The sequence below is a fragment of the Streptomyces sp. NPDC057438 genome (assembly GCF_042802995.1).
GTDB lineage: Bacteria > Actinomycetota > Actinomycetes > Streptomycetales > Streptomycetaceae > Streptomyces.
On the sequence record NZ_JBHVDD010000031.1, the window covers coordinates 21,950 to 47,699 of the forward strand.

The 25,750-nt window shown below is 71.6% G+C and carries 20 protein-coding genes; 9 read left to right on the top strand and 11 right to left on the bottom strand.

Annotated elements, in window-relative coordinates:
• Positions 1–29 precede the first annotated feature (29 nt).
• Positions 30–725: a FadR/GntR family transcriptional regulator gene (locus ACFU5F_RS19025; protein ID WP_383888328.1), complete on the top strand. Its 696-nt coding sequence runs from the start codon at positions 30–32 to the stop codon at positions 723–725.
• Here ACFU5F_RS19025 and ACFU5F_RS19030 read toward each other — a convergent pair.
• The 5 genes from ACFU5F_RS19030 to ACFU5F_RS19050 all read right to left on the bottom strand — a co-directional run bounded on the left by ACFU5F_RS19030 (position 700) and on the right by ACFU5F_RS19050 (position 10,232).
• A complete protein-coding gene (locus ACFU5F_RS19030) occupies positions 700–1,035 on the bottom strand; it encodes a hypothetical protein (RefSeq protein ID WP_383888330.1) in 336 nt (111 codons plus the stop codon). The genes ACFU5F_RS19025 and ACFU5F_RS19030 overlap by 26 nt on opposite strands.
• 198 nt (positions 1,036–1,233) lie before the next feature.
• The gene (fabI, locus tag ACFU5F_RS19035) at positions 1,234–2,001 is read right to left on the bottom strand and encodes an enoyl-ACP reductase FabI (protein ID WP_045560796.1); all 768 of its coding nucleotides are present in this window, start codon (positions 1,999–2,001) and stop codon (positions 1,234–1,236) included.
• A gap of 4 nt (positions 2,002–2,005) precedes the next feature.
• Positions 2,006–2,725: a 3-oxoacyl-[acyl-carrier-protein] reductase gene (gene fabG, locus ACFU5F_RS19040; RefSeq protein ID WP_383888333.1), complete on the bottom strand. Its 720-nt coding sequence runs from the start codon at positions 2,723–2,725 to the stop codon at positions 2,006–2,008.
• A gap of 190 nt (positions 2,726–2,915) precedes the next feature.
• Positions 2,916–4,412 (bottom strand): hypothetical protein, encoded by a 1,497-nt coding sequence (locus ACFU5F_RS19045; RefSeq protein WP_383888336.1) that lies wholly within the window; start codon positions 4,410–4,412, stop codon positions 2,916–2,918.
• A 3-nt stretch (positions 4,413–4,415) separates the two neighbouring features.
• Entirely contained in the window at positions 4,416–10,232 is a 5,817-nt protein-coding gene (locus ACFU5F_RS19050; RefSeq protein ID WP_383888338.1) for a hypothetical protein, read from the bottom strand.
• A 309-nt stretch (positions 10,233–10,541) separates the two neighbouring features.
• On the opposite strand from ACFU5F_RS19050, the gene ACFU5F_RS19055 reads away from it, so the two are divergent.
• From ACFU5F_RS19055 to tyrS, 3 genes are read left to right on the top strand one after another with little or no spacing between them, the layout of a single operon-like run.
• Positions 10,542–12,065, top strand: coding sequence for a TldD/PmbA family protein (locus tag ACFU5F_RS19055; RefSeq protein WP_383888340.1), 1,524 nt, complete (start codon positions 10,542–10,544; stop codon positions 12,063–12,065).
• Entirely contained in the window at positions 12,062–13,456 is a 1,395-nt protein-coding gene (locus tag ACFU5F_RS19060) for a metallopeptidase TldD-related protein (RefSeq protein WP_383888342.1), read from the top strand. Before ACFU5F_RS19055 ends, ACFU5F_RS19060 begins: the two co-directional genes overlap by 4 nt.
• Positions 13,457–13,498: 42 nt before the next feature.
• Positions 13,499–14,770, top strand: coding sequence for a tyrosine--tRNA ligase (gene tyrS / locus ACFU5F_RS19065; RefSeq protein ID WP_383888345.1), 1,272 nt, complete (start codon positions 13,499–13,501; stop codon positions 14,768–14,770).
• Positions 14,771–14,851: 81 nt separating this feature from the next.
• Here tyrS and ACFU5F_RS19070 read toward each other — a convergent pair whose 3' ends face one another.
• Complete coding sequence (locus tag ACFU5F_RS19070; protein WP_383888347.1) at positions 14,852–15,130, bottom strand: GlsB/YeaQ/YmgE family stress response membrane protein; 279 nt, start codon at positions 15,128–15,130, stop codon at positions 14,852–14,854.
• 245 nt (positions 15,131–15,375) lie between these two features.
• On the opposite strand from ACFU5F_RS19070, the gene ACFU5F_RS19075 reads away from it, so the two are divergent.
• On the top strand, positions 15,376–15,798 hold the full coding sequence (locus tag ACFU5F_RS19075; RefSeq protein WP_383888349.1) for a DUF3099 domain-containing protein: 423 nt from the start codon (positions 15,376–15,378) through the stop codon (positions 15,796–15,798).
• A gap of 208 nt (positions 15,799–16,006) precedes the next feature.
• Positions 16,007–16,246 carry a hypothetical protein gene (locus ACFU5F_RS19080; protein ID WP_383888352.1) on the top strand — a complete coding sequence of 80 codons (240 nt, stop codon included), beginning with the start codon at positions 16,007–16,009 and terminating at the stop codon, positions 16,244–16,246.
• Positions 16,247–16,266: 20 nt separating this feature from the next.
• Here the strand turns inward: ACFU5F_RS19080 and moaA are convergent, their stop codons facing one another.
• The 3 genes from moaA to ACFU5F_RS19095 form a co-directional block, all read right to left on the bottom strand.
• Complete coding sequence (gene moaA / locus ACFU5F_RS19085; RefSeq protein WP_383888355.1) at positions 16,267–17,256, bottom strand: GTP 3',8-cyclase MoaA; 990 nt, start codon at positions 17,254–17,256, stop codon at positions 16,267–16,269.
• 185 nt (positions 17,257–17,441) lie between these two features.
• Positions 17,442–19,067, bottom strand: a complete 1,626-nt coding sequence (locus tag ACFU5F_RS19090) for a cation acetate symporter (RefSeq protein ID WP_383888357.1) — start codon at positions 19,065–19,067, stop codon at positions 17,442–17,444.
• Positions 19,064–19,420, bottom strand: a complete 357-nt coding sequence (locus ACFU5F_RS19095; protein WP_383888359.1) for a DUF485 domain-containing protein — start codon at positions 19,418–19,420, stop codon at positions 19,064–19,066. The genes ACFU5F_RS19090 and ACFU5F_RS19095 overlap by 4 nt, the downstream gene beginning before the upstream one ends.
• Before the next feature lie 389 nt (positions 19,421–19,809).
• Here ACFU5F_RS19095 and ACFU5F_RS19100 point away from each other — a divergent pair, with 389 nt between their 5' ends.
• The 3 genes from ACFU5F_RS19100 to ACFU5F_RS19110 all read left to right on the top strand — a co-directional run bounded on the left by ACFU5F_RS19100 (position 19,810) and on the right by ACFU5F_RS19110 (position 23,977).
• Positions 19,810–21,342: a S8 family serine peptidase gene (locus tag ACFU5F_RS19100; protein WP_383888362.1), complete on the top strand. Its 1,533-nt coding sequence runs from the start codon at positions 19,810–19,812 to the stop codon at positions 21,340–21,342.
• Positions 21,343–21,429: 87 nt separating this feature from the next.
• Complete coding sequence (locus ACFU5F_RS19105; protein ID WP_383888365.1) at positions 21,430–22,827, top strand: CoA transferase; 1,398 nt, start codon at positions 21,430–21,432, stop codon at positions 22,825–22,827.
• Positions 22,828–22,927: 100 nt separating this feature from the next.
• Positions 22,928–23,977 carry a CopD family protein gene (locus tag ACFU5F_RS19110; RefSeq protein ID WP_383888367.1) on the top strand — a complete coding sequence of 350 codons (1,050 nt, stop codon included), beginning with the start codon at positions 22,928–22,930 and terminating at the stop codon, positions 23,975–23,977.
• Between the two features lie 175 nt (positions 23,978–24,152).
• Here ACFU5F_RS19110 and ACFU5F_RS19115 read toward each other — a convergent pair whose 3' ends face one another.
• Positions 24,153–24,824, bottom strand: coding sequence for a lysoplasmalogenase (locus ACFU5F_RS19115; protein WP_383888370.1), 672 nt, complete (start codon positions 24,822–24,824; stop codon positions 24,153–24,155).
• The gene (locus ACFU5F_RS19120) at positions 24,821–25,738 is read right to left on the bottom strand and encodes a sterol desaturase family protein (RefSeq protein WP_383888373.1); all 918 of its coding nucleotides are present in this window, start codon (positions 25,736–25,738) and stop codon (positions 24,821–24,823) included. The genes ACFU5F_RS19115 and ACFU5F_RS19120 overlap by 4 nt, the downstream gene beginning before the upstream one ends.
• Positions 25,739–25,750: the final 12 nt, after the last annotated feature.

Sequence of the window (25,750 nt, forward strand, 5' to 3'; positions counted from 1 at the left end):
CGGCCGGCCCGCGCATGCGAAGGTGTGCCATGCCGCTGAGCCATCCCCGCCGATCGGCGCTGTCCGAGCAGGTCATCGCCGCCCTGCGGAACCAGATCACCTCGGGCGAGTGGCCGGTCGGCTCCCGCATCCCCACCGAGCCCGAGCTGGTCGAGCAGCTGGGCGTCGCCCGGAACACGGTCCGTGAGGCCGTCCGCGCGCTCGCGCACAACGGTCTGCTCGACATCCGCCAGGGCTCCGGCACCTACGTCGTCGCGACCAGCGAGCTCGCGGGCGTGATGCACCGCCGCTTCGCGGACGCCGATCCGAGCCACATCGCCGAGCTGCGCTCCGCCCTGGAGTCGAGCGCCGCCGAGCTGGCCGCCGAGCGACGTACCGAGAAGGACCTCAAGCAGCTGGACGCGCTGCTGGCGCGCCGCGAGGAGGCCTGGGCCTCGGGCGACGCGGAGGCCTTCGTGACCGCCGACGCGACCTTCCACATGGCGGTCGTGGCCGCGTCCCACAACGACGTCGTCACGACGGTCTACGCGGACCTGGGCGAGGTCCTGCGGGACTGGCTCCGCGGTGACGTGGGCGAGGAGCTGACCCCGGAGACGTACCTGGACCACGCCCGGCTCGTGGACGCCATCCGCGCGGGCGACGCCGGCACCGCGGCGGCGGAGGCGGCCGGCTATCCCTTCCACTGCCGCCCCGGACGGGTCAGCCCTCCCCCCGCTGGTGGCTGAACCACACCGAGCGGACTTCCTTCCAGCAGCGCCCGGCGAGCCGCACGGTCTGCGCGGGCCCCGCCGCGACCGCGGCGCTGTCGCTGTCGATGTCCCACCAGCGCGCGCACTCGATGTGCAGCCGGACCCGGTCGACCGTGGCGTGGGGGTTGTAACAGTGCGCCATCACCCGGGAGCCGGTGACGGTGCTGCGGCAGGCCGCGCCGAAGGAGTCGGGCCTGTCGGCCGGACGCGCGTCGGACGGGAAGGCGGGGAGGAGAGCCAGGGCGAGGGCGAGGACCGCCGGGGCGATGCTGCGGAAGACGCGCACAAGGGAACCTCCTCAGGCCGAACGGCTGAGCGGTACAGCTCCAGCGTGCGCGGCGCCCGGCCCCGGCGCCCCGCCTGCTGGGCCGAACGAGTGATCGTCCCCGGGAAGAGGAGTACGGCGAGGGCGCGCACCCGAATGGATGCGCGCCCTCGCACGCCGGTGGAGCCAGGCGTATGCCGATGGAGCCGGACGGCAGTACTACGCGCCGATCGCGTGCAGCCCGCCGTCGACGTGGATGATCTCGCCGGTGGTCTTCGGGAACCAGTCGCTGAGCAGCGCGACGACACCGCGGCCGGCCGGCTCCGGGTCCTTGAGGTCCCACTCCAGCGGCGAACGGTCGTCCCACACCGCGGCCAGCTCGCCGAAGCCCGGGATGGACTTGGCGGCCATCGAGGCGAGGGGGCCGGCGGAGACGAGGTTGCAGCGGATGTTCTGCTTGCCCAGGTCACGGGCGACGTAACGGCTGGTGGCCTCCAGGGCGGCCTTGGCCGGGCCCATCCAGTCGTACTGCGGCCAGGCGAACTTCGCGTCGAAGGTGAGGCCGACGACCGATCCGCCGTTCTGCATCAGCGGCAGGCAGGCCATGGTCAGCGACTTCAGGGAGTACGCCGAGACGTGCATCGCGGTGGCGACGGACTCGAAGGGCGTGTTCAGGAAGTTGCCGCCGAGGGCGTCCTGCGGGGCGAAACCGATGGAGTGGACGACTCCGTCGAGGCCGCCCAGCTCCTCGCCGACGATGTCGGCCAGCCGCCCGAGGTGCTCGTCGTTGGTGACGTCCAGCTCGATGACCTTGGTGGGCTTGGGGAGCTTCTTGGCGATGCGCTCGGTCAGCGTGGGCCGCGGGAACGCGGTCAGGATGATCTCGGCCCCCTGCTCCTGGGCCAGTTTGGCGGTGTGGAAGGCGATGGAGGACTCCATCAGCACACCGGTGATCAGGACGCGCTTGCCTTCGAGGATTCCGCTCATGTGATCAGTGACCCATTCCCAGTCCGCCGTCTACGGGGATGACGGCTCCAGTGATGTACGAGGCGTCGTCCGAGGCGAGGAACCGCACCGTCGCGGCGATCTCCTCGGGCTGCGCGTACCGGCCGAGCGGCACCTGCTGCACGATGCCCGCCCGCTGCTCGTCGGTGAGCACCTTGGTCATGTCGGTGTCGACGAAGCCGGGCGCGACGACGTTGAAGGTGAGGTTGCGCGAGCCCAGCTCACGGGCGAGGGAACGCGCGAAGCCGACCAGCGCGGCCTTGGAGGCGGCGTAGTTGGCCTGGCCGGGGGCGCCGTAGAGGCCGACGACCGAGGAGATCAGGACGACCCGGCCCTTCTTGGCCCGCAGCATGCCGCGGTTGGCCCGCTTGACCACGCGGAAGGTGCCGGTGAGGTTGGTGTCGATGACCGAGGTGAAGTCCTCCTCGGACATGCGCATCAGGAGCTGGTCCTTGGTGATGCCGGCGTTGGCGATCAGGACCTCCACCGGGCCGTGCACGGCCTCGATCTCCTTGTAGGCCTGCTCCACCTGCTCGGGGTCGGTGATGTCGCACTTGACCGCCAGGCAGCCCAATTCGGTGAGGGCGGCCGGCGGCTCCCCGGAGCGGTACGTGATGGCGACCTTGTCGCCGGCGTCGGCGAACGCGCGGGCGATGGCGAGGCCGATGCCCCGGTTGCCTCCGGTGACGAGAACCGAGCGGCTCAACGGATCACCCTTTCCATAGGGGTCTGACACACCCGCCCGAAAACCTGGATGACAGGCGGCTTCTCCGAAAACCTATCGGGCCGTCCCCCGCGGAGGACATTCGGGCACCGACAGTGGGAGACAGCCAGTGCTGTGGGATCCCTACAGGCCTGCCGTGCGCGGCGACCGGTGACGCGGTGCCACCGGTTGCTCACATGTCCCCGGTCCAGCGCTGATCCGCCCGGGCCAGTTCGTCGCACAGGATGTGCAGAGTGCGGTCGAACAACACCCCGCGGTGCGACAGCACGTTCCGGGCCAGGACGAGCTGCTCCAGCAGCCGCCGGTCCTCGACGGGGAGGTTGAGGTGGCCCTGACGGCAGGCACGGAGCAAGGGTCCGACCTCGATGGTGCGGAACACCTCCTGCGCGCGGCTGCGGTATCCGTCCGGAGGCCGCTCGACATAGCAGTCGATCAGCTCGGCCACGGGTCTGGTCGCCGCGGACAGGGCGCGCAATGCCACACGCTGGCGAGCCTCCTCGATCCAGGGCAGCAGCACCCGCGCCTGGGCTTGGCTGACCAGGATCTTCAAGTGGTCCGAGCGACTCCGGTCGCCGCACCAGACCACCGGGTGGACGCGTGAGCGGCCGTCCCAGGCCTGCAGCAGCCCGCGCGCCCAGGCCGGGCGCAGCCCGGTCGCCGGCCGGTGCCCGGAGCCGACGCCCGAGAGAACGGTCAAGGGCTCCTCCGGCGGGACCGCCCGCACGCCGCCCAGGCACGCCCGAAGGCTGTCCTCCAGCGTGCCTTGGCTGCCGTCCCAGCGCCGGGCCAGTCGCCAGCCGAGCACGGGATCGGGCCCGCACACCTCGCTCACCACCTCGTCGCGGACGGCGCGCAGGATGCGGTCGCGCGGCATTTCGCCGCGTCGGCGGGTGTCGCGGGAGACGTCGGCGGCCACGGCCGAGACGACCGTCGCGCTGTCGAGCCGATCGACGGTCCCCCACCACCAGTGCACGGCCGAGGTGGCCAGGTCGAGTTCGAGTTCGTCGGGAAACCTGGGCGGAAGGTCGTCGACCCGGGCCGTCACCAGCAGCCGGGGACGGTTCTCGGGCGGCAGACCTGCCTGCTTCGCCGCCGCGTTGAGCGAGCGGACGAGACGGGCCACCTCCCTGCCGCGCTCCTGCTCCGGATCGCCGGAGGCCGCGCTTGCCGCCGGCTCCTCCCATGCCCGGACGCCGATCACCGGCCGCCATCGCCGGTCGGGGTCCACGAGGGTGTCGACGGCCTCCCTCGGAGGCACGGACAGTTCCTTGGCCAGCCGGGCGAGGAGTCCGGACTCCGGCGCTTCCGGTGCCTCGGTGAGTCGCGGCGCGCTGCGCTGGCGCGGGAGGACCGGCTCCCGTCCGAGGTCGAACCCGTCGTCGTAGTCCTCCAGGAGAGGCAGATCGTCCAGGGCCCAGCCTGTCTGCTCAGGAAGTGCTCCCCGGGGCGGGACCGAAGACGTCTCCGACTCGGAGCGTGCCGGTATGTCGAGGCGGTCGGGTGCGGCGCAGAGCGCCACATGGTGCAGTTCCTCGGCGTAGCCTCCCTCGACCAGGTCGTCCGGGAGCAGCCAGAGGCAATGTACGCCTGCCGCCAGATCAGCCGCGATCCTGCTGATCTGGCGCCGCACACCAGGCAGTTCGGACAGCGCTCGGGCGCTGAGCTCCACGCGTCACCCTCCGGCCGTACGAGCGCGCGCCGCGCGGAAGGTGACGGCGTCCACAGCGTGTCCCCCGGGCAGGGAGTCCAGCACCCCGAGCAGATCGAGACGGCCCAGCCAGAGCCTGGCCTCCTCCAGGGGGCGTTCGATCGCCGCCGCCACGTCGTCCAGGGGCACCCCTTGCCCCTCGTCGACGTACGACGTCCACATGCTGAGGAGTTGCTCGTCGCGAGTGTCGAGTCCGGTCTGTTTCCAGTGCGCGGCGAGGTTCCCCGGTTTGCCGATGGCGTGGCGCACGGCGTCCAGCGAGCTGTCCAGGGTCGCGCCGTTGACCGAGACCTCGGTGATGGCCAGCTCGACCCAGGGAGCCCATCCGCCGGTCACCCGGATCAGACTCCTTCGCTCGGTCCTCGACACGAACGGACATTCGGGCCAGGCGCGCAGGCTGTCCACGGTCCACCGCTCGGGGTGCAGGAACCGCACCGGCAGTCGCGTCCCCTCGCGGGCCTCGTCCGCCAGTGCGCCCGTCGCGAGAGCGTCACCCAGCAGGAACACCGAGCGGTTGCCCGTGTGCTTGCGGACAGCGGAGCGCACCCGGACGTCGGCCGCGGGTCCGGCGTGTTCGGCGCACAGGTGCACCGCGGTGGCCAGTTCCTGTTTGCTCAGGCTGGACAGGTCGGCCACGAGGACGTAGTTGCGTCGCAGCCGTGCGGCGTCCCGGAGCGCCACGCGCAGGTCATCGGGTGCCTTGACCTTGCGCACCTCCACTCCGCGCGCCTCGGCGAAGGCCTCGGCGGCCCTGATCATCAAAGGCGGCCGATAGGACTCGGTCACTCCGATGAGGGTCACGCCGGGCTGGGCCGCCTCGTGCAGTTGTCCCTCGGTCAGAGGGCTGTATCGCTGGATACGGTCCTTGGGGTCCCGTCCGAGGAGTCGGCGCGCGGCGCGCGGGTCGTAGTCGTAGGGAAGGCTGAACTCCGTCTCCTTGAGCTCCAGTTCCAGTTCCTCGCGGGTTCCCAGCATGTTCACCACGTTGGGGCTGCGCACCGCGAACCGGGACCGGTCGCCGAGTTGGACGAGCAGACCCAGGCCCACCATTTCGGTGAGGTAGATCTCGACCCGCTTCACACCGAGGCCGTCGAAGCCCTGCGGCCAGGCCTCCCGGGCCAGGTCGAGCAGTTGCTCTGCGGTGTAGTCGCCCCGGTACTTGTCGGCGAGACTGCGCAGGGCGATCACCAGGGTGAGGACCCGGTAGCGGTCCTCCAGGTTGATGGTGAAGCGCAGCCGCTCCGCCAGACGCCGCCGGACCGTCTCGGAAGCGGCGACGCCCTGGACGTCCTCCTCCGTGATCCGCATGGGCCGCTCGGGCTCCGGGTGCGCGCGCCCCTGGAGGGTCCGAATGAGCTCGCTGCAGAAGATCTGCACCAGATTGGCCTGGTAGTTGGTGATGGCGAGGATCCGCCACACCAGCTCGGGCCGGTCGAAGACGAAGCCCAGGGCGGCCATCGGCTCGGTCACCAGCCTGACCGCGGCGTGCGGCTTGAGCGGCCCCACCAGGACGTCGGGGCCACCGTGGGCGGTGGACACGTTCGACAGGTCGCCGAAGCGCTGCACCTGGTGGAGGCCGGCGAACACCACTTTCAGGCGCCGGTTGGTCTGTTCCATGAGCTGCTGGAACCGCTTGACGTTCTGGAACGTCGACTCGCCGCCGCTGCGGAAGACACGGCGCGAGTCGGCGGTGAGGAAGGCGTCCGCCTCGTCCGCGAGGATCAGCAGTCGTCGGGACTCGTCCGCGTCCAGCCAGTCACGGATCCGCTTGGCCACCACGTCGGGTCCGCCACGCTCGGACATCTTCGCGTCGAAGACCCCACGCCTCTTGAGCCCTTCGGCCAGCAGCGACCAGATCTGCTCCGGCGGCTCGGCCTGGCCGATCTCGGCCTTGAGCAGGTCGAGGTAGACGGCGACATTGGCCTCCGACCGGCTGGGGAACAGCTCGGCCACCCGCTGGAGCAGTGCGGACTTGCCCAACTGCCGCCCGCCGTAGAGAAAGAGCCCCCCGTTGGGGTCCATGACCTCCCGGAGCTCGTCGTCACGCCCGTAGAAGACCTCCGGCGGCACCAGTCCGGCGACGAAGGGGGTGTACGGGTTGAACGACGTCCACGGCAGGGTGATCCGCTGCAGGGATCGGAACGAGCGGGGAGCCCGGGCCACCATCCAGCCGAAGACGGCCGGGTCGATGACCAGTGCCTGCTGAGCACGTCCGGAGGCCGCCTCGACGAGCGCCTGCCGGCCTCCCAGGCCCAGCGGATGGAGGTACAGCACGATGTTCGCGTCGACATCGGCGTCCTCCAGGTGCGTCAGCGGACCGCCCGCACGCTGTTCCTCCCACACGAGCAGGATCGTGTACGACGTGGCACGGGATCCGAGGGCCGCGACGTAACCGGCGTCCTCCGCGACGGTCGCGCGGACCTTGAGCCGGCGGACGCCCTGGCCAGGGCGGTCGGAGTGGAGCTGCCCGGCGGGTTCCAGACCCAGCAGGCGCAGTACGCGCGGGATGTGCTGCTGCCATTCACTGCTGCGGCCCTTCTTGGTGCACAGCGCCTGCCAGGATTCGAGTGCCTGCTCCGCCGCGGCTGTGAGCCGCTCGCCGGAATCGTAGTGGTGGACCCACCACGAGGCATGGACGCCCTCGCCGCCGGGCCGGGGCATGCCGGGGCCTGTGAGCCCCGACACGAACTCGACGAGTTCGGTCGCATCGTGCTCGGGACGATCGGGGAGGCTGTGCCCGCCGTTCGCCAGGGCCAGGAACTCCTGGGCGGTGACCGTGTCCCCCTCGTCGATGAGCGCCCGGATGCGGTCGTGGTCGTTCTCCGTCAGAACACGTTCCCGATCGAGGCGCAGGCGCTCCAGGTCCTGGCGCAGTCGCCCGGTCGAGTCCTTGACCAGACCCGCGAGTTCCTGCACCAACCGGGCCAGCTGCTCGCGTGCGTACCGGTAGCGTCCGGCCTCGTCCCCGTCGGCGAACTCCTGGAGCCGGCCGGTCAGGTCGCGTTCGACGTCCGGTGCCATCAGGTTGAGCGTGCGGATCTGGGCGAGGTGTCCGGCGGCTCGGCGGTGGTACTCGGCGGTGCGGTCGCGCCAGCCCTTCTCCGCCTCACGGCAGCGACGGGTCGCCTCGTCGGCCCAGTCCTCCGGCAAGGACGCCAGCAGGGACGGGTTGCGCTCGACCCACGCGATCAGCCCTTTGGCGAGGTGCAGGTCTCCGGTTTCCACGTAGGTGCTCAGGGCGGCGTCGGGTGACGCGGGCGCGAGGAGCGCGGCCATCGCCCGCGGGGTGCGCGGGTCGGCGAGGTCGGGTCGTCCCTCGATGTCCCTGGGCAGGTCCGGGGCGAGCAGCAGGCAGTCCGCGGACGGGGCGTGGTGGGACGGGGTGCGTTCCGCCGACGCCCAGGTGTCCGCGACGTACTGACCGACGAGCCAGTCCCGCAGCAGACCCAGCATGGCTCCGCCCACGCCGGGCGGCGGACCGTACGACTCCAGCTGGTTGATGGCGGTGGCCAGCTGGGGCAGGTCGCTCCCGTGCGCGGCGCCCCGGCTACGGATCGCTGTGGCCACCGCGTCGGCCTTGGTCACCAGTTCGCTCACGGACCGCACGGCGGCGTGGAGCTGGCGCAGTGCACCGGAATGGATGGCCTCCTTCGACTGCTTCGGCGTGCGGAAGCGGCTGTCGGCCTCCTCGATGAGCCGGTCCACGTACTCCGGTCGCCGCATGTTCTCGCTCAGCACCGCCAGCGGGGCCGCGTCGCCGCCCTGGGCCCAGTCGACCACCGCCTTGAGCGCCTTGTGGGGCGCGCCCGACGGGCCGGTCAGGTACTGCAGCACCCGGGAGGCCCGCTGGTACTTGATCTTCCGGCGGGGCAGGTCCTCCAGCAGAACGCGCGCCTCCTCGCCGAGATCGCGCAGGGTGACGGTGTCCCCCGGGTCCGCCAGGTCACCGATGGCGCCGGGGACGAAGGTCCGGCAGTCCCGCACCGCCGTGACCAGCACGGTGAGCAGCTGCTGCCAAGGCTCGGACAGTCCGGAAGGCGTGGCGAAGTCACTGACCAGAACATGCGGCCAGCCCGCGGTGAGGCCGGCCCTCAGCGCGGCGACCGTGGCCACGATCGCCGCCTCCCTGTCCTCGGCGACGCGCTCCGGCGTGATGTCGTGGTCGATCTGCACCTGGGTGGCCTCGTCGCTGCCGACACAGCCGAAGGCCGCGGCGGCGAAGGCCAGCGCCTGGGCGCGCGGTTCCGGCTCCTGGGACGCGGCCGTCATCCAGTACGCGTGGGGCAGCTGCCCTGCACCGATCAACCGCGCCACCGGCGAGTCCTGGCTGGTCTCCCAGGGTGCCGCAGGGTCCCAGTCCGCGTGGTCCATGCCAGCGGGCCACGGCACGTCCGCGGTCTGCGGGCCGGGCGGGGCGGCGTCCGCGGCCGTCGACGGGTCGCCCTCAGGGGCCGCAGGCGGCTGCTTGGCGGTGTCCTCCGCGGCGGGGTCCTCCGCGGCGGTGTCCGGCGAGGACGGGACGGCGGGGGCTGCCGCGGCGGGCACCTGCGGTACGGCCTCCGGCATGGCCGTGGGCTCCACGGCCACAGTCAGGCTCGCGTCGGTCTGCCCGGTGTCGGTCTCCCCGGCGCCGATCCCGCCCGCGTCGGCCACGCCCGCATCGGTCTGCCCGACGACGGTCGACTCGTCCGCACCGAGGGCATCGGGCTCCTCGGCGGCGGCTTCATCGCTGGGCGCCTCACCGGATTCAGCGGCCGGAACGCCGTGCCCGTCCACCGCGGAGAGCTGGGAGGGAGCCGCCATAAGGACTGCGTCCGCCGACGTGTCCGGTTCCGTCACCGGGCGGGGTTCGGCCTCCCCCTCAGCCGGCTCCGCGACCGAGGCTTCCTCCTCGCCCCGACCGCTCTCCAAGTCGGCGATCTGCACGGCGAGTTGCTCCAGCGCCTGCTCCAGATGCGCGGCGACAGCGGCGTCCGACACGGCGACCATCGTCTGCAGCTGGGCCTCTCGCAGACGCAGCTCGTCCAGCCGACGCTCGCGCGCCTGCGAGGCCTCGACCTGCAGACGGTCGAGCTCGGCCTCCAGCTCTTCATGTCCGCAGTCCGAGCCCCAGGTCCCACCCGCCTCGGCCACACTCCCTGCCAGCAGCGTGCGCTGCCGCCGCCAGTCGGCCACCGCGTCGGCCGTCCACGCCTGCGTCGACAGGTGGCGTCCCTCGCTCATCAGCTGGGCCGTCTCGCGCAGCGCTCGCGCCAACTCTGTACCACGGGAGCGCAGTTGGGCGGCGGAGTCCCGAAGCCCCCGCAACTGCCCGTCGTCAGGGATCCGGGAGTCCTGCTGCTCTGGCGACGTCATCGTGGCGGCTTCCGCTTTCTGGTCGGACTCGGCGGGCGGGGCGGGAACGCTCAGTGCGGGACCGATGTCCCGGGCATCGGGCGGCGGCTCGCTGTCCGCCGCCCTGAAGTACACCTGCGGACGGCGCGTGACGAGAGCGGCGGCAGGAAGGTTCTTGAACACCGGGTTCGACAGGCCGAGCACGACGCAGTGCGCGAACTCCGGGTCAAGCACGGTCAACATCGTGACCAGTTGTTCCCCGGACGGCTCGGCCACCACCTCTTCAGGGAAGCCGTACTCCGTCCGCAGTGCCCTGGCCGCGGTGACCAGCGCACACTGTGCGATGTCAGTCAGCCGGGATTCCCGCGCCCTGGTCAGCCACACTCGCGCCGACTGGGCCTCCTGGCGGGTGACGGGCTGCCCCGCCCCCGCGGTCTTTCCGTGCACACACCTTCGCTGGCGCAGGCACGCGTGTCGCGTCAGCAATCGCCGCATGCGGATGTCGTCCAGGGACAACGACCATGTGCGGAACTCAAGTCCCCACCCCTCCATGCCCAGATATTGCCATGAGCATCTGACAGTCCGTGAGGCAACCGCGCATCAGATATGACTGACGCGCGCCAGAGGGCGCGAGATCACCGGCCGATCGGGAAACAGACGCGGTCATCCGCAGACGTGGCGCATCATTGCACTTCGGTGCGCCCGCTCCGGCGACGGCGTGCCTGCCCAACGGGGTCGAAGAGGAGGAGGGCCATCGTGCCCCATGAGATTGACGCGACGTTTCTCGCACTGCCCCTGCGTGCCCTCGCCGACGCCGCGCTGGCACGCGCGCGTGCCCTCGGCGCCGATCACGCGGACTTCCGGTTCGAGCGGGTGCGCAGTGCTTCCTGGCGGCTGCGGGACGCCAAGCCCGCCGGGTCCTCGGACACGACGGACCTCGGGTACGCGGTGCGGGTGGTGCACGGCGGGACCTGGGGGTTCGCCTCCGGGGTGGACCTGACGATGGACGCCGCCGCGAAGGTCGCCTCGCAGGCCGTGGCCATGGCCAAGCTCTCCGCGCAGGTCATCAGGGCCGCCGGGTCCGAGGAGCGGGTGGAGCTGGCCGACGAGCCCGTGCACGCGGAGAAGACCTGGGTCTCCTCGTACGAGATCGATCCCTTCACCGTCCCCGACGAGGAGAAGACCGCGCTGCTCACGGAGTGGAGCACGCGGATGCTGGCGGCCGCCGGGGTCGACCACGTGGACGCCTCGCTGCTCACGGTGCACGAGAACAAGTTCTACGCGGACACCGCCGGGACCGTCACCACCCAGCAGCGCGTCCGGCTGCACCCGTCGCTGACGGCCGTCTCGGTCGACGAGTCCAGCGGCGAGTTCGACTCGATGCGGACGCTGGCGCCGCCGGTGGGGCGTGGCTGGGAGTACCTCACGGGCACCGGCTGGGACTGGGACGACGAGCTGGCGCGGATCCCGGAACTGCTCGCCGAGAAGATGCGGGCACCGAGCGTCGAGTCGGGCGTGTACGACCTGGTCGTCGACCCCTCCAACCTGTGGCTGACCATCCACGAGTCCATCGGCCACGCCACGGAGCTGGACCGCGCGCTCGGCTACGAGGCCGCGTACGCCGGCACGTCCTTCGCCACCTTCGACAAGCTGGGCAGACTCCGGTACGGCTCCGAGCTGATGAACGTCACCGGGGACCGCACCGCCGAGCACGGGCTGGCGACCATCGGGTACGACGACGAGGGCGTCGCGGGCCAGAGCTGGGACCTGGTGAAGGACGGCACCCTCGTCGGGTACCAACTCGACCGCCGGATCGCCAGGCTGACCGGTCTCGGGCGCTCCAACGGCTGCGCCTACGCCGACTCCCCCGGGCATGTGCCGGTGCAGCGCATGGCCAACGTGTCGCTGCGGCCGGACCCTGCCGGGATGTCCACCGAGGACCTGATCGGCGGGGTGGACCGGGGGATCTACGTCGTCGGGGACCGGTCGTGGTCCATCGACATGCAGCGCTACAACTTCCAGTTCACCGGGCAGCGGTTCTTCAGGATCGAGAACGGGCGGATCACCGGGCAGCTGCGGGACGTCGCCTACCAGGCGACGACGACCGACTTCTGGGGTTCCATGGCGGCCGTGGGCGGGCCGCAGACGTATGTCCTGGGCGGCGCCTTCAACTGCGGGAAGGCCCAGCCGGGCCAGGTCGCCGCGGTGTCGCACGGCTGCCCGTCGGCCCTCTTCAAGGGCGTCAACATTCTGAACACCACGCAGGAGGCCGGTCGATGAGCGCCCGTACCAACAAGCCGCACGAGATCGTCGAGCGGGCGCTGCAGCTGTCGCGGGCCGACGGCTGTGTGGTGATCGCCGACGAGTACTCGACGGCGAACCTGCGCTGGGCCGGCAACGCGCTGACCACGAACGGGGTGACCCGGGGCCGGTCGGTGACCGTGGTCGCCACCGTCGACGGCAAGGAGGGCACCGCCTCGGGGGTGGTGTCGCGGTCCGCCGTCACCGCCGAGGAGCTGGAGCCGCTGGTGCGGGCCGCCGAGGCCGCCGCGCGGGGCGCCGGACCCGCCGAGGACGCCCAGCCGCTGGTCACGGGCGTGGCGCACTCACCCGATTTCGAGGACGCGCCCGCCGAGACCTCCTCCGCCGTGTTCGCTGACTTCGCGCCGGCGCTCGGGGAGTCGTTCGCCCGCGCGCGGGCCGGCGGCCGCGAGCTGTACGGCTTCGCCAACCACGAGATGGTGTCGAGCTACCTCGGCACGTCCACGGGACTGCGCCTGCGGCACGACCAGCCGAACGGCACGCTGGAGCTCAACGCCAAGTCCCCGGACCGCAGGCGCTCGGCCTGGGCGGGGCGCTCCACGCGGGACTTCAAGGACGTCGACCCGGCGGCCCTGGACGCGGAGCTGGCCGTACGGCTGGGCTGGGCCGAGCGGCGGGTTCCCCTGCCGGCCGGCCGGTACGAGACGCTGCTGCCGCCGACGGCGGTCTCCGATCTGCTGATCTACCAGATGTGGTCGGCCTCGGCGCGGGACGCGGCCGAGGGCCGGACGGTGTTCAGCAAGCCCGGCGGGGGCACGCGGATCGGCGAGCGGCTGACCGAGCTGCCGCTGACCCTGCGCAGCGATCCGCACGCGCCCGGCCTGGAGTCCGCCCCCTTCGTGCTGGCCCACTCCTCCGGCGGTGACAGCTCGGTGTTCGACAACGGCCTGCCGCTGCGGGAGACCGAGTGGATCAGCCGGGGCGAGATCGCGCACCTGCCGACCACCCGGCACAGCGCGGGCCTGACCGGGCTTCCGGTGGTGCCGACGATCGGCAACCTGATCCTGGACGGCGGCGAGGACCGCTCCCTGGAGGAGATGGTCGCGAACACCCGGCGCGGGCTGCTGCTGACCTGCCTGTGGTACATCCGGGAGGTCGACCCGGCGACGCTGCTGTTGACCGGGCTGACCCGGGACGGGGTCTACCTCGTGGAGAACGGCGAGGTCACGGGCGAGGTCAACAACTTCCGGTTCAACGAGTCGCCGGTGGACCTGCTGGGCCGGGCCACGGAGGCCGGGCGCACGGAGAAGACGCTGCCGCGCGAGTGGAGCGACTACTTCACCCGGGCCGCGATGCCCGCGCTGCGGGTGCCGGATTTCAATATGAGTTCTGTCAGCCAGGGCGTATAACCTCGTACCTGATTACGACCCACCCGAGGAGACAAGAGAACCGTGACGGACATCGTCGACGAGCTGAAGTGGCGGGGGCTGTTCTCCCTGTCCACCGACGAGGACGCTTTGCGCAAGGCTCTCGCGGACGGTCCCGTCACGTTCTATTGCGGCTTCGACCCGACCGCGCCGTCCCTGCACGTCGGCCATCTGGTGCAGGTGCTCACCGTGCGCCGGCTCCAGCAGGCCGGGCACCGGCCGCTGGCGCTGGTCGGCGGGGCGACGGGCCTGATCGGCGACCCCCGCCCGACGGCGGAGCGCACGCTGAACGACCCGGAGACGGTCGCGGGCTGGGTCGGCAGGCTGCGTGCCCAGATCGAGCCGTTCCTCTCCTTCGAGGGGGAGAACGCGGCCGTGATGGTCAACAACCTCGACTGGACCGAGGGCCTGTCCGCCATCGAGTTCCTGCGGGACATCGGCAAGCACTTCCGCGTCAACAAGATGCTGGCCAAGGACTCCGTCGCCCGTCGGCTGGAGTCGGACCAGGGCATCAGCTACACCGAGTTCAGCTACCAGATCCTCCAGGGCATGGACTTCCTCCAGCTCTACCGCCGGTACGGCTGCACGCTCCAGCAGGGCGGCAGCGACCAGTGGGGCAACCTCACGGCCGGTCTGGACCTGATCCACCGGATGGAGCCGGGGGTGGAGGCGCACGCGCTGGCCACACCGCTGATGACCAAGGCGGACGGCACGAAGTTCGGCAAGACCGAGGGCGGCGCCGTCTGGCTCGACCCGGAGATGACGTCGCCGTACGCGTTCTACCAGTTCTGGCTGAACGTGGACGACCGGGACATCAGCGGGTACATGCGGATCCTGTCCTTCAGGTCCCGCGCGGAGCTGGAGGAGCTGGAGCGGCAGACCGAGGAGCGGCCGCAGGCCCGTGCCGCGCAGCGCGCGCTGGCCGAGGAGCTGACGACGCTGGTGCACGGGGCCGAGCAGACGGCCGCCGTGATCGCCGCGTCCCGTGCGCTGTTCGGACAGGGTGACCTGGCCGGGCTGGACGAGAGGACGCTGGCGGCGGCGCTGTCGGAGGTGCCGCACGCGAAGGTGGCCGCGCTGGCACCGGTGGTGGATCTCCTCGCGGAGGTCGGTCTGGTGCCGAGCAAGTCCGCGGGGCGGCGGACCGTGAAGGAGGGCGGGGCCTACGTGAACAACGTGAAGGTCACCGCGGAGGACGCCGTGCCGGCGTCGGAGGACCTCATTCACGGGCGGTGGCTGGTGCTGCGGCGGGGGAAGAAGAACCTGGCCGCGGTCGAGGTGGCCGCCGAGGCCTAGGCGCCGTAGGGGCGTGGGTGGTCCGGCGAGTGCCGCTGCGTGGTGGTTGCTCGCGCAGTCCCCCGCGCCCCTCCACGGGGCTCAGGTGCGCCGTTTCCTCTTGCCGAGGGTCGCCATGTACGCCATGTCGCCCAGGGCCACGATGACGATCGCGGCGACCAGTTGGAAGATGTGGCGGCTCCAGTCGATCCCGGCGGTCTCCTCGACCCCGAAGCCGCGTGCGATCGCGTTGCCGACGACGGCGCCCAGCATGCCGAAGATCGTCGTCAGCCAGAGCGGGCTGTGCTGCTTGCCCGGCAGGATCGCCTTGGCCAGCAGGCCCAGGATGAATCCCACGATGATCGCCCACAACCAGCCCATGGCTGCCTCCTCGTACGGCTCGACGTGAGCAGTACGCCCAGTGTCGGCCCGCCCGCGATACGCCGCATGTCGGGCCGGGCCGTACGCGCCGTGGCGCATTTCCTCCGCTCCCCGTCGCAGGTGACCCGGTCTCGTAGGCGGCGCAGACGCGGCGTACCGTGGACCGTGTCCGGACCGCGTTCCGCGCCGCGGCGCGGAAGGGCACGGGCCGGGGAGCGTCCGATACAGGCGGGTGGTGGAACGTGATGCGGAAGCAGGGAAACGTCGAGGTCTTCCGGATCACCGGCGCCCGGCAGGGCCTCACCGACGACGTCCGCGCCCGGCAGCGCCGGTACATCATCTCGATGTCCGTCCGTACCCTCGCGGTGATCGCCGCCGCGGTCCTCTGGAACGTCGAACGGCACGTCGCGGTCGTCGCCCTCGTGCTCGGCGGGGTGCTGCCGTACGTGGCCGTGGTGATCGCCAACGCGGGGCGGGAGAACGCGCCCTCGCTGCCGTCCACGTTCGTCCACGCCCCGACGCGGCCGATGATCACACCGCCGCGGGAGACGGACGCCGCGTCCTCGGCCGGTTCCGGGGCCGGGGGACGCTTCGCGGAATCCGTCCCGGAGGACGTCACGGCCGACCCCGCGGGCGGCCGGCACGGCGAGTCGCGCGAGCGACTCTGAGTGCCGGGGGCCCGGGAGAAGCGGAATCCGGCCACCCGCCAAGCTCAAGAAATGCTCAGATCAATCATGTAGTTCCTGTGCCGGGCAGAGGCCTACCCGTGACATACTTCGTACGCGCTCCGCATCCCCCGTCGGAGCGACAGACCGACGCCGGGCAGCTCCCCCCGTGGCTGCTCGGCGTCGCCTTTTCTGCGGCTAGGGTCGTCGTGTGAACATCCTCGACACCCCCGGTTCCGATCCGTCCTCCCCCATCTGTTCGGCCAAGGGCTGCCGGGCCGACGCGGTCTGGGTGCTCGCCTGGAACAACCCGAAGCTGCACACGCCGGAGCGCCGCAAGACGTGGCTCGCGTGCGACGAGCACCGGGAACATCTGTCGCAGTTCCTGGGAGTGCGGGGGTTCCTCAAGGACGTCGTCGCGCTGGACGAGTGGGAGAGCCCGGCGCCGTAGAGCGCGCGGGTCTCCTCGGGTCATCCTCCGATGGCCGACATCGGTCGGTCCGGCTGGACGAACGACGGGTCGTCCAGGCCCGCCCCCGCCTTCTTGCCCCACATCGCCAGGCGCCAGATCCTGGCGATCTCCTCGTCCGGCGCGCCGGAGCGCAGGGCGGCGCGCAGGTCCGTCTCCTCGCGGGCGAACAGACAGGTGCGGACCTGCCCGTCGGCGGTCAGGCGGGTGCGGTCGCAGGCCGAGCAGAACGGGCGGGTGACGGAGGCGATGACCCCGACGCGGTGCGGGCCGCCGTCGACCAGCCAGCGTTCCGCCGGGGCCGAGCCGCGGGCGTCCTGGCCCTCGGCGGTGAGGTCGAAGCGGGTGCGCAGGGAGGTCAGGATGTCGCCGGCCGTCACCATGCCGTCGCGCTTCCAGCCGTGCTGCGCGTCCAGCGGCATCTGCTCGATGAAACGCAGCTCGTAGTCGTGCTCGACGGCCCAGGCCAGGAGGTCGGGGGCCTCGTCGTCGTTCAGGCCCGGCATCAGGACCGAGTTGACCTTGACGGGGGTCAGGCCCGCGTCGCGGGCGGCCTCCAGACCCTCCAGGACGTCCTTGTGGCGGTCCCGGCGGGTGAGGGTCTTGAAGACGTCCGCGCGCAGGGTGTCCAGGGAGACGTTCACTCGGTCCAGGCCGACCGCCTTCAGGGCGGTCGCGGTGCGCCTGAGGCCGATGCCGTTGGTGGTCAGGGACATCTGCGGGCGGGGGGCGAGAGCCGCCACCCGCTCCACGATGCCGACGAGGCCGGGACGCAGCAGCGGCTCGCCGCCGGTGAAGCGGACCTCCGTGACGCCCAGGGTGCGCACGGCTATGCCGATGAGGCGGACGATCTCGTCGTCGGTGAGCAGGTCCGGCTTGGCCAGCCACTGCAGGCCCTCCTCGGGCATGCAGTACGTGCAGCGCAGATTGCACCGGTCGGTCAGCGAGACCCTCAGGTCGGTGGCCACTCGGCCGTAGGTGTCGATGAGCACGTGGGCCCCCTCCCTCGAAGCAATCACGGTTCTTCCGATACCTGCGAGCCTACGTGACGCCACTGACGACATCACGGGCCGGATCGGACGGGATACGGCGCACAATCGCCGTAGATCCCTACGACCGGCCAGCGCGCGGGGCCGCCGTAGGGATCTACGACGGCCCCGGGCGGAGTGGACCGGGATCAGTGCGCGCCGGTGCCCGTGAGGGAGCGGACCTCCAGCTCGGCGTACTTCGCGTCGTCGGCCTTCTCCTTGGACAGGACGGTGCCGAGGAAGCCCATGAGGAAGCCGAACGGGATGGAGATGATGCCCGGGTTCTTCAGCGGGAACCAGGCGAAGTCGACGTCCGGGAACATCGCCTTCGGGTCGCCGGAGACCACCGGCGAGAACAGCACCAGGCCGACGGCGACGATCAGACCGCCGTAGATCGACCACAGCGCGCCCTGGGTGGTGAACTTCTTCCAGAAGAGGCTGTAGAGGATGGTCGGCAGGTTGGCGGAGGCCGCGACCGCGAAGGCGAGCGCGACCAGGCCGGCCACGTTCAGGTCGCGGGCGAGGGCGCCGAGGCCGATGGAGACGATGCCGATGGCGACGGTCGCCCAGCGGGCCGCGCGGACCTCCTCGGCGCCGGAGGCCTTCCCCTTGCGGATGACGTTGGCGTAGATGTCGTGCGCGAAGGAGGAGGACGAGGCGAGGGTGAGGCCCGCGACCACGGCGAGGATCGTCGCGAAGGCCACCGCCGAGATGGTGGCCAGCAGGATCGCGCCCCAGGCCGAGTCGACGCCGCCCAGGTGCAGGGCGAGCAGCGGGGCCGCGGTGTTGCCCGAGGGGTTGGAGGCGATGATCTCGTCCTGGGAGATCAGCGCGGCGGCTCCGAAGCCGAGGGCGATGGTCATCAGGTAGAAGCCGCCGATGATGCCGATGGCCCAGTTCACGGACTTCCGGGCGGCCTTGGCGTTGGGCACCGTGTAGAAGCGGATCAGGATGTGCGGCAGGCCGGCGGTGCCGAGGACCAGGGCGATGCCGAGGGAGATGAAGTCCAGCTTGGAGGTGCCGGTCGCGCCGTACTGGAGGCCGGGCTCCAGGAACGCGGCGCCCTTGCCGCTGTTCTCGGCGGCGGTGCCGAGCAGGTCGGAGATGTTGAAGTTGAACTTCAGCAGCACCAGGAACGTGATGAGGAGCGTGCCGCCGATGAGCAGCACGGCCTTCACCATCTGGACCCAGGTGGTGCCCTTCATACCGCCGATGGAGACGTAGACGATCATCAGGATGCCGACGAGGGCGACGATGAGGATCTTGCCCGCGTCGGAGGTGATGCCGAGGAGCAGGGAGACGAGGACGCCCGCGCCCGCCATCTGCGCCAGCAGGTAGAAGATCGACACGACGATCGTGGAGGTACCGGCGGCGGTGCGCACGGGGCGTTGGCGCATGCGGTACGCGAGGACGTCGCCCATGGTGTAGCGGCCGGAGTTGCGCAGCGGCTCGGCGACCAGGAGGAGGGCGACCAGCCAGGCGACCAGGAAGCCGATGGAGTAGAGGAAGCCGTCGTAGCCGAAGAGGGCGATGGCGCCGGCGATGCCGAGGAACGAGGCGGCCGACATGTAGTCGCCGGAGACCGCGAGGCCGTTCTGGAAGGCGCTGAACTGGCGTCCGCCCGCGTAGAAGTCGGCGGCGTCCTTGGTCTGGCGGCCGGCCCAGATGGTGATGGCCAGGGTCGCGAGGACGAACAGGCCGAAGAGGGTGATGATGAGCGGCCGGTGCTGGCTCGCCTCGTTGGCCGCGAGGAACGTCTGCTGTGCGGGGCTCATGCGCCGCCCTCCATCCGGGACTTGATCGCCTCGGCCTTGGGGTCGAGCTTCGCGGCGGCGTGCCGCGAGTACCACCAGGCGATGAGGAACGTGGTGACGAACTGGGCGACGCCGAGGACGAAGGCGACGTTGATGTTGCCGAACAGCTTGGTGCCCATGAAGTCGCCCGCGTAGTTGGAGAGCAGGACGTACAGCAGGTACCAGGCGATGAATCCCACGGTCAGCGGGAAGGCGAACGAGCGGTAGGAGCGGCGCAGTTCGGCGAACTCGGCGCTCTCATGGACCGCGGCGTACTCCTCGGGCGAGGGGAGGTGATGCTCGGTCTTCGAGGGGGGCGGTGCGTCGGTTGCCACGGAGTCTCCTCGCGTCTGCGCCGCCGTCGCGACGGCGGACGGTGGCTTCTTCGCCATCGGGTCGGGGGACGGCTGGGGTACGGACATGGGGTGGGCTCTGTTCCTTGGGGTGACGGGATGCACGATCGTGCTCGGGCTCCCTGCACAACGTCACGGCGGCGCGGTGGGACCGGTTCAACCGTGTGTGTTTCTTTCGAAAACCGATGCTGAAGCGGCCGGGACGTGCGGCGACTTCGAGGGTTACCCCTCTACTTCGGCCTCCCGCCCGTGAAGTCATTGCTGGCCGGCGACGACCAGAGATAGCTTCGGGCTGCACCACCAACGTCATGTACCTGCCCAGGCACCGGTGTGTCCTGGGCCGGTTTCTTTGAAGCTGATGTGGAGAACCCATGGCTCATCTGCGCTCCAGACGACGGCTCGCTCTCGCGGTGCCGGTCGTCCTGTCGCTGACCGCCTCGCTCGGTTTCCTGCCGGGTGTCGCCTCGGCGACCCCGGTCGCGAAGTCCACCGCCGCGACCGCGGAGGGCCCGAACCTCTCGTACGTCGTGAACACGAAGACGAACAAGCGCACGATAGCCGCCGTCCAGGAGGCGATAGCCGAGGCCGGCGGCAAGATCGTGATCACGTACGACGAGATCGGCGTGATCGTGGTCCACTCGACCGACCCGTCCTTCGGCGCGAAGATCCGCGCCGTGCGTGGTGTGCAGTCCGCCGGTGCCACCCGGACCTCGCCGCTGACGCCGGCCGGTACGACGGACGTGGGCGGTGTCGACTACCTCACGGCCGAGGAGGCCGCGAAGGTGAAGGCCGCCTCGGCCGACATCCCCGACGCCGAGCCCCTCGAGGCCGACCAGTGGGACCTGCGCGCCATCGGCGCCGACAAGGCCGCGAAGATCAACCCGGGCAGCAAGAACGTCACCGTCGCCGTGATCGACACCGGCGTCGACGACACCCACCCGGACCTCGCGCCGAACTTCTCCAAGTCGCAGTCGGCGAACTGCGACGGCGGTGTCGCCGACACCAGTGAGGGCGCCTGGCGTCCCTACACCACGAACGACTACCACGGTACGCACGTGGCCGGTGAGATCGCCGCGGCCCGCAACGGCGTCGGTGTCGCCGGTGTCGCGCCGGGCGTGAAGGTCTCCGGCATCAACGTGACCGACCGCGTCAGCGGCCTCTTCTACGCCGAGAGCGTCGTCTGCGCGTTCGTGTTCGCCGCCGACCACGGCGTGGAGATCACGAACAACAGCTACTACGTCGACCCGTGGCTCTACAACTGCATGGACGACCCGGACCAGAAGGCGATCGTCGACGCGGTCAACCGCGCCCAGGAGTACGCCACGAAGGAGGGCACGCTGAACCTGGCGTCGGCGGGCAACTCCAACCACGACCTCGCCTCCGACGCGATCGCGGACGCCTCCAGCCCCAACGACACCACGCCGGTCCCGCGCACCATCGACCCGAGCGAGTGCTTCGACGTCCCGACCCAGCTGCCGGGTGTCGTCACGGTCAGCGCGACCGGCGTGAAGAACGAGAAGTCGTACTACTCCACGTACGGCAACGGTGTCGTCGACATCGCGGCCCCGGGTGGCGACGCCCGCTACCAGATTCCGGACACGCCGTCGAAGAACGGCCGCATCCTGTCCACCATGCCGAACGGCGGGTACGGCTTCCTGCAGGGCACGTCGATGGCGTCGCCGCATGCCGCCGGTGTCGCCGCGCTGCTGAAGTCCACGCACCCGGGGGCCAACCCGGGCCGGCTGCAGCGGCTGCTGAAGGCCGAGGCGGACAAGCACGCCTGCCCGACGTCGTACGACCAGAACGGTGACGGCACGCAGGACGCGGTGTGCCAGGGCACCCTCGACCAGAACGGCTTCTACGGCTTCGGCATCGTCAACGCCCTGAAGGCCGTCGAGAAGTAGCCGTCGAGAAGGAGCGCAACCCTCTCCACGGAGGCCGGGCCGGGCGGTGGCACACCGCCCGGCCCTTGCGTTGCGTAGGTTCGGATCATGACTGACATGGACTGGGTGTGGGCGGCCCTGGGCGGGGATCCCGCGCTGCCGCAAAGGGTCTCGACCGTCGAGCGGGACGGGGTGCTGCGGGCCCGGCTGCCGGTACGGGAGCGGGCGCGGACCTGCGTCGGGGTGTGCGCGCTGGCGGCGGCCGAGCTGGGGGCGCGGCGGGCCGGGCTCGCGGAGGTGCCCCGGGTGCGGGTGGACGACGGGGCGGTCGGCACCGCCTTCGTGAGTGAGCGTCATCTGCGGGTCGAGGGACGGGCGCCGGTCAGCTTCGCGCCGCTGTCGCGGTTCTGGCGGACGGCGGACGGGTGGGTGCGCACCCACGCCAACTATCCCCACCACCGGCAGCGGTTGCTGTCCGCGCTGGGCGTGCCGGAGACCTCCCCCGACCCGGTCGCCGACGTGGGGGCGGCGCTCGCGGGGCGGGCGTCCCTGGAGGTCGAGGAGACGGTGTACGCGGCCGGCGGCCTGGCGGTCGCCCTGCGGACGGCCGCGCAGTGGGCGGCGCACGAGCAGGCCAGGGCGGTGGCGGCCCGGCCGCTGGTCGAGCACGAACGGCTGGACACGGCGCCTGCGCGCGTGCTCGCGGCGGTCGGGGAGGCTCCGCCCCTGCTGCCCGCGGCCGGACTGCGGGTACTGGACCTGACCCGGGTCATCGCGGGGCCGGTTGCCGGCCGCACGCTCGCCCTGCTGGGCGCGGACGTTCTGCGCGTGGACCCGCCGGGGCTGCCCGAGCTCCCCGACCAGCACGCCGACACCGGTACCGGGAAGCGGTCGACGCTTCTCGACCTGGGCCGCGCCGCCGACCGGCGCGCCTTCGAGGAGCTGCTGGCCGCGGCGGACGTCGTCCTCACCGGCTACCGGCCGGGCGCCCTCGACCGCTTCGGGCTGTCACCGGACGAGCTGGTCGCACGGCGGCCCGGCCTGCTCGTGGCACAGATCTCGGCGTGGGGCGCGTACGGACCGTGGGCCGGGCGGCGGGGCTTCGACAGCCTCGTGCAGGTGGCGACCGGCATCGCGGCGATCGAGGGCGCGCGCGAACGGCCGGGCGCGCTGCCGGCCCAGGCCCTCGACCACGGCACGGGATACCTGCTGGCGGCGGCCGTGCTGAGGGCGCTCACCGAGCAGGCGGAACAGGGGTACGGCCGGGTCCTGCGGCTGTCCCTCGCTCGGACGGCTGCCTGGCTGACCGACGGGATCGGGCACGCCGCGGACGAGCACGCGGGCAAGGGCGAGGCGTACGACGGACCGGAGGCATGGCTCGCCGAGCGGGACAGCCCGCTCGGGCGGCTGCGGTACGCCCTGTCGCCGGTGTCCTTCGAGGGCGGGCCCGGCGACTGGGCACGCCCGCCGGGGCCCTGGGGCGCGGACGCACCGCGCTGGACCTGAGTCACCCGGGCCACTCACCCGTACGTATGGGGGCAATGTCGAACTGCCAGTTGTTTTCAGGCACTTGCTCGGTTCTGGTGCGACTGGTGAACTTTTCGGGGTGAGCCTGACGAGTGGGGCAGCTGAGTCGACGAAGGCGGGGGCGGACGAGCCCGGGCGGGGTTCCGGGCGGCGGACGGGGCCGCCCGGAGGCGGGGCCCGCCGGGCGGTCGTCGTACTCGTGCTGGTGAGCGCGGGCTCGCTGATCCCCCTGCTCGGGCCGCGTGTCGCGCTGGGCGGTACGGGTGAGGCCGGGGCGCCCGGCGCCGAGCTTGTCTCCCTGCTCCGGGCGGTGGCTCTGGCGGCCTTGTGTGTGCCGGTGGGTGAGCTGTTCGTGGGGTGGCTGGCCCGGCGGGTGCCCGGCGCGCGCGGGGAGGTGCCGCGCAGTGGGGCGCCCTGGGCGGCGGGGGCCGGCTTCGTGGCCTCCCTGGGGCTGGCCTCGGTCGTGGCCACGGGCAATCTGGTCCCGGGCTCCCTCGCCGACCTGGACGTGGGCGGCCTCTACGACAGCCGGGACGGCAGACTCGCCCTGCTGGAGGTGAACGCCTTCGCGGCGGCCGGACTGCTGGCGCTCTCCCGCCGGCCGGCCGGCCAGGCGGTGCCCCTGGCGGTGCTCGTCGTCGCCGAGGCGCTGCGGGCGCATCCGCCGGCCGAGGACGGTCCGCTCGTCGGCGCCTGCCTGACCTTGGTCCATCTGACCTGTGCGGCGCTGTGGGCGGGCGGCCTGCTCCACGTTCTGCGGACCCTGCGCACCCGCGCGTGGCGCTCGACGCGGGCGGGCTCAGCGCTGCTGGGCCTCTACGCGCGCGTGGCCGCCGTTCTGCTCGCCGCCGTCACCGCCACCGGTGTGTGGAGCACCCTGCGCCGGATGCCGCCGGAGACGGTCGGGGACCAGTTGACGCAGACGGCGTACGGGCGCGCCCTGTTGGCCAAGGTGCTTCTGGTGGCCGTCGTCGCCGCCCTCGCCCTGCGGGCCCGGCAGCGGCTGCGCCGCACGACCGGGGACCGGTTGGACGCCTGCGCCCCCGCGCGGGCGGAGGTGGCCGTGCTCGCCACCGTCGTCGCGGTCTCGGCACTGCTGACGGCCCTGCCGCTGCCGATCCACTGGTGAACACACCCCGCGCGCCGACCGGCGATCACACCGCCAGGCCGCAACGGGACGGGTTCGCAGGGATGACGACCGGAGCCCACACACACGCTGACGCGGCCACCCGGCGCGGTCGCCGTCATGTCGGCGCCGCCACTGCCGGTCCGCCGGTGAGCGCGGCTTGCGGGCCAGTAGGTGATCACACCGTCCGGCCCGGTCGGGCCGGGTGCGTCGGGGCGGCTGTCCGGCTGTCGCCGGGGCGGTCGAGGGCGCCTCTGACCAGGAGGTACTGGGCCGCCAGATAGGTGAGCATGATCCACAGGTCGGGGCGGGGCGGTTGCGGCCAGTCGGCCACGCCGGTCGCGATGAGCATGTCCGACAGCACGAAGAGCGCGCCGCCGAAGCCCGCGACGGGCCCGAGCCGTGTGGCGGCCCACGCCATCGTGGTCAGCAGGGCGCTGTAGCCGGCGACGGGGAGCCGTAGCTCCGCCGGCAGACCGGGCCACAGGCTCGCGACGGCTGCGGCCAGGGCGAGGCCGTACCCGACGGCGTACGCGGGCCGCCCGGGTCTGTCGGACCTCCCGAACAGCACGAGGTAGCAGACGTGCCCGGCGGCGAAGGACGCCATCCCGGCGAGAAAGGCGGGCTCGGCGTCGGAGAGGAGCAGGACGTCACCGCCCCAGCCGCACAGCAGGGCCGCGAGCAGCGGCCGGGGCGCGCCCCTCGTGAACGCGTACGCCGCGAGCAGCGGCATCAGCAGCGGCTTGGCGACGGTGTGCCCGGGAGCGAGGCCGAGGGCGAGAGACCCGAGGTCGGCCGCGGCGACGGCCCCGAAGGCGACGAGGAGGACGGACGCCCTGTCCGGTCTCACGCGGCGGTCTCCTCGACGCTGCCCGCGCCCTGGCCGGCCGCCCGCGCCTGCTCGGGCGGTTGCAGGGACGACCGGGCGGGCGGTTGTGCGGGCTGCCAGCCGGGCCCGCGGAAGACGCGGCCCGCCCGTTCGCCCCAACCGCTCGCCCGCTTCAGGTCCTTGGCGATGGAGACGTACTCGTGGGTGGCGACCCGCAGCGGGTTGTAGGTGTCGATGTTCTTCGTCAGCCCGTACACCGGCCGTTCGGTCTCCTCGACGAAGGACCCGAAGATCCGGTCCCAGACGATGAGGATGCCGCCGAAGTTGCGGTCCAGGTAGCCGCCCTGGGAAGCGTGGTGGACCCGGTGGTGCGAGGGCGTGTTGAACACGAACTCGAACGCCCGGGGCAGCTTCCCGATCCGCTCGGTGTGGATCCAGAACTGGTAGACGAGGTTGGCGGAGGAGCAGAAGGCGAGCGCTGCCGGGTGCACGCCGAGGGCGATGAGCGGGACGTAGAACGGCCAGACGGTCCAGGTGGTCCAGGGCTGCCGCAAGGCGGTCGTCAGGTTGAACATGCGGCTGGAGTGGTGGACGACGTGGCAGGCCCACAGGATCCGGATCACGTGGTGGCCGCGGTGCGACCAGTAGTAGAAGAAGTCCTGCGCGAGCAGCATCAGCGGGATCGTCCACCACAGGACGGGGACGCGCAGCGGGGTCAGTTCGTGGACGGCCGTGTAGACGGCGAGGATCGGGATCTTCCAGAGGAAGTCGAAGACGAGGCTCCCGAGCCCCATGCCGACGCTGGTCGCGGCGTCCTTCGTCTCGTACCCGGCGGCATCGTCGTCCGGATGGATCCGGACACTGATCACCTCGATCACGGTGAGCAGCACGAAGGCGGGGATGGACCACAGCACGACATCGGGCAGGTTGGGCATGGGGGCACGGTA